This window comes from Amycolatopsis kentuckyensis (genome assembly GCF_002155975.1).
GTDB classification, from domain to species: domain Bacteria; phylum Actinomycetota; class Actinomycetes; order Mycobacteriales; family Pseudonocardiaceae; genus Amycolatopsis; species Amycolatopsis kentuckyensis.
Map to the genome: position 1 here is coordinate 1 of NZ_MUMI01000504.1, position 3,406 is coordinate 3,406.

At 72.9% G+C, this 3,406-nt stretch carries 4 protein-coding genes; 3 read left to right on the forward strand and 1 reads right to left on the reverse strand.

Annotated elements, in window-relative coordinates; all coding sequences use genetic code 11:
- The 3 genes from CCN39_RS38925 to CCN39_RS52180 form a co-directional block, all read left to right on the forward strand.
- The coding region (locus tag CCN39_RS38925) for a DUF6271 family protein (protein WP_143264316.1) at nucleotides 1-1,163 on the forward strand (1,163 nt) is incomplete at its 5' end.
- Nucleotides 1,160-2,353 (forward strand): type III PLP-dependent enzyme, encoded by a 1,194-nt coding sequence (locus CCN39_RS38930; protein ID WP_086850936.1) that lies wholly within the window; start codon nucleotides 1,160-1,162, stop codon nucleotides 2,351-2,353. The genes CCN39_RS38925 and CCN39_RS38930, both read left to right, overlap by 4 nt.
- Nucleotides 2,350-2,841 carry a GNAT family N-acetyltransferase gene (locus CCN39_RS52180; RefSeq protein WP_244211190.1) on the forward strand — a complete coding sequence of 164 codons (492 nt, stop codon included), beginning with the start codon at nucleotides 2,350-2,352 and terminating at the stop codon, nucleotides 2,839-2,841. Before CCN39_RS38930 ends, CCN39_RS52180 begins: the two co-directional genes overlap by 4 nt.
- Here CCN39_RS52180 and CCN39_RS38940 read toward each other — a convergent pair.
- Nucleotides 2,820-3,406: ROK family protein (locus CCN39_RS38940; protein WP_143264317.1), on the reverse strand; the 587-nt coding region annotated here is incomplete at its 5' end. The genes CCN39_RS52180 and CCN39_RS38940 overlap by 22 nt on opposite strands.

Here is a 3,406-nt window from a genome sequence, read left to right on the forward strand (position 1 = left end):
AACCGGCGTACGGCGAACACGCCGGGATCGTCGCCGGCCGGCGACGAAGCCGGAACATCGTCGTGCTGCACCTGGGCGAAACCGAGCAGCGGGCGTTCCTGCGCCGGGTGACCGAGGCCGCCGGCGCCGGCGAAGCGGCGCTCGGTCTCCTGCTCCCCCGGGGGATTTCCTACGGCGCCTGCACCGACCGCGCGTTCCTCATCGCCCGTGCGCTCGGCTGCGATTCGGTGCACCGCCGGGATTCCGACAGCCGTTATCAGCTTTTCCACGGCGGGAAAGTGTTCCCGGTGCACCACGAACTCGCCTCGATCGGCCGCCGGGCCGCGGACGTGCGAGGACACGTGACATCTTCGTCGCTCGCCCCGGAGCACGGGGACAAGCCCGTGGTGCTGGTGGGTGGTTCGTTCGTCGGCGACCTTTCGGTCGACCTCGGCGACCTGCGTTCCCGGGACCGGACCGCCTACCACGAAATCGTGAGCCTGTGGGCGCCCGAACACTGGACGGACGACCGGAAAGCGGAGCTGGTGGCGGAATCCTTCACCGGGGCGGGCACCGAACCGTTCACCGAGGACCGGTCGGAAGCCGGCTTCGCCGACCCGATGCGCGTCGACATGTGCAACGTCGCCTTCCACGGGATCCAGGAGCAGGTGCCGTTGCCGCCCGCGACCGACACGATCGGCAGCGACTACTTCCTGTTCCACCTCGCGCGCAACGCCCGGCTGCCGGGGGTCGTGCACAACCGGCACATCGTCAACTTCCACACCGGGGAACGGAAGACCGACGCGGGATTCCTGGCCTACCAGCTGAGGCTGACCAAGTTCTTCCTGTCCATGTTGTACTTCCACCACATCTACGCCCGGCTGGCCGCGGCCGGCGCGGCGCTGCTGGACCACCGCCACCGCGTCCGTCCCGCGCTGGTCGCCGGTTTCGCCCGGGAGAGCACCGGGCTGGCCGACGACGCGAACGTCGAGCGGCTCGAGCGCATCGACAAGACCTACCGCGGGCTGGGCGGCCGGTACGCCGCGTTCGCGGACTTCCTCGCGCCGCGCCGGGAAGAGCTGCTCTCCGCGGCACGCCACGACATCGGCGGCTTCGCCACCCTGATCGACATGTGGGAGCGGCTGATGACGGCGAGCGCGGCGCAGGGGCTCGAGCGAGCATGACACTTGCGGAAACCGACCGGACCGGGTTGCCGACCGGCCGGATCCGGGACGCGCTCGCCGCCGCGGAGCACGATCAGCTCGTCCTCGATCTCGCCGGGATCGAGCACGCCTACGACGCGCTGACCCGCGAACTCCCCGGGGTGGCCGTCCGGTTCGCGATGAAGGCGTGCCCGGTCGACGAGGTCCTGGCCGGCCTGGCGCGCCGGGGCGCGGGCTTCGACGCCGCCGGTCCCGACGAGATCGGTCAAGCCCTCGCCACCGGCATCCCGCCCCGGCTCGTCCACTACGGCAACACGGTGAAGTCCGACGAGAACATCGCCGCGGCGTACCGGCTCGGAGTGCGTGACTTCGCCACGGACAGCGTCGAGGACGTGCTGGCCGTCGCGGCCCACGCCCCCGGCGCCCGGGTGTTCTGCCGGCTGGCCACAACCGGTGCGGGCGCGCTGTGGGGCCTCGGGCGCAAGTACGGCTGCGCGGGCACCGACGCGGTGCGTGTCCTGCGCACGGCGCGGCAGCACGGCCTGGCCCCGTCGGGGCTGTCGGTCCACGTGGGTTCCCAGCAGATGACGGTCGAAGCCTGGCACGACGCCTTCGACCGCATCGCCGACGTCCTCGTCGCGCTTTCCCTCGAGGGACTGGCCATCGACCACGTCAACCTCGGCGGCGGCCTGCCCGCGGCCGGCTACCTCGACAAGGCGGGCCGGCCCCTGCGGCCCCCGGTCGGGCAGATGTTCGCCGCTCTCCGTGACGGCATGCGCCGGCTCCGGCGGCTGGCGGGCCGGCCGCTGGAGTTCGTCGTGGAGCCGGGCCGGCATCTGGTCGCCGAGCACGGCGTGATCCGGGCCCACGTCGCCCGGCTGTCGTCCCGGCGGCAGCTGGGCGGGACCCGCGAACGGTGGCTGTACCTGAGCTGCGGGAAGTTCAACGGGCTCTACGAGACCGACATGCTGCGTTACCGGCTGGTGTTCCCGGGTCACCCCGGCGGCGAATACGTCCCGGCGATCGTCGCCGGCCCCACCTGCGACAGCGACGACGTGTTCAGCGACGGCCTCGCCGCAGCGCAGGTGCCGAAGGCGGCGAAGTCCGGAGATCCGGTGTGGCTGCTCTCGTGCGGGGCGTACTCCATGAGCTACACCACGCAGGGCTTCAACGGTTTTTCGCCCTTGCCGATCGTGGTGCACCGGCCGTGACCGGCGAGGTGCGGATCGAGGCTGTGTCGTCCGGCGACTGGCCCGGCATCGTCCGGCTGGAAGCCGAGTCGTACGCGGCGAAGGGGTTGTCCGAACGGCGAAGCGTGCTCGAGTCACGGGTGCGAGCGTCCCCGGAGACGTGTTTCGTCCTGCGGACCGGCCGGGACCTCGCGGGATACGTGCTGGCGTTGCCCTATCCGCTGTTCCGCTTCCCCGCCTTCGACCGGCCGGAAGGTCCCGCGTTCACGTCGGGCAACCTGCACCTGCACGATCTCGTCATCGCCCGCGACCGGCGCGGCCGGGGGCTGGCGAAGGTCCTGCTGGACCGGCTCGTCGCGACCGCCCGGTCGCGGCGGCACGACCGGATGTCGCTGATCGCCGTCGCGGGCAGCACGGCCTTCTGGTCCGCCAACGGTTTCCGGCCGCATCCCGAGGTACCCGTACCGGGTTACGGCGCGGACGCCGTCTACCTCTCGCGGGCGCTCTGATCCGGCGGGTGGTCCGTGTCCGCACCGGACAACGCGCCCATCGCGGCCAGGACAGCTCCGCGCAACGACGATTCGCCGCCGAAACGGGCCGGCACCACCGGGGCCGCCGGGTGGCCCGGGCGCGACAAGGCCGCCAGGTGCCGGCCGACCTCCGTCACGTAGCCGGGGAGGCCCGCCGCGAACCCGCCGCCCACCACGTGGACCGCCGGGGCCGCCAGCTCGCCGAGGCCGGCCAGGGCGGCCGCCAGGGCCTGGCAGCTGTGCTCGATCGCGGCCGCCGCCCACGGCTCACCGTCCCGGTAGCCGGCGCGGAGCCGGTCGAAGGCCACGGTCTTTCCGCGCTCCGCGGACGCCCGCCGCAGCGTGGCCGGGCCCGAAGCCTCCGCCTGCACGCAGCCCCGCCGGCCGCAGGTGCACGGCGAGCCGTCGTGGTTCACCACCACGTGGCCGAGCTCGCACGCGCCGCCGGACAACGCGGACAGCAGGCGGCCGCCGACGACCACCCCTCCCCCGATGCCCGTGCCGACGCCCGCGTAGACCAGGTTCGGGACCTCCGCCGCCGCGG

Bases quoted from the DNA above. Each gene is read 5' to 3' on its own strand.
- CCN39_RS38930 (WP_086850936.1), top strand. From the start codon at position 1,160: ATGACACTTGCGGAAACCGACCGGACCGGGTTGCCGACCGGCCGGATC.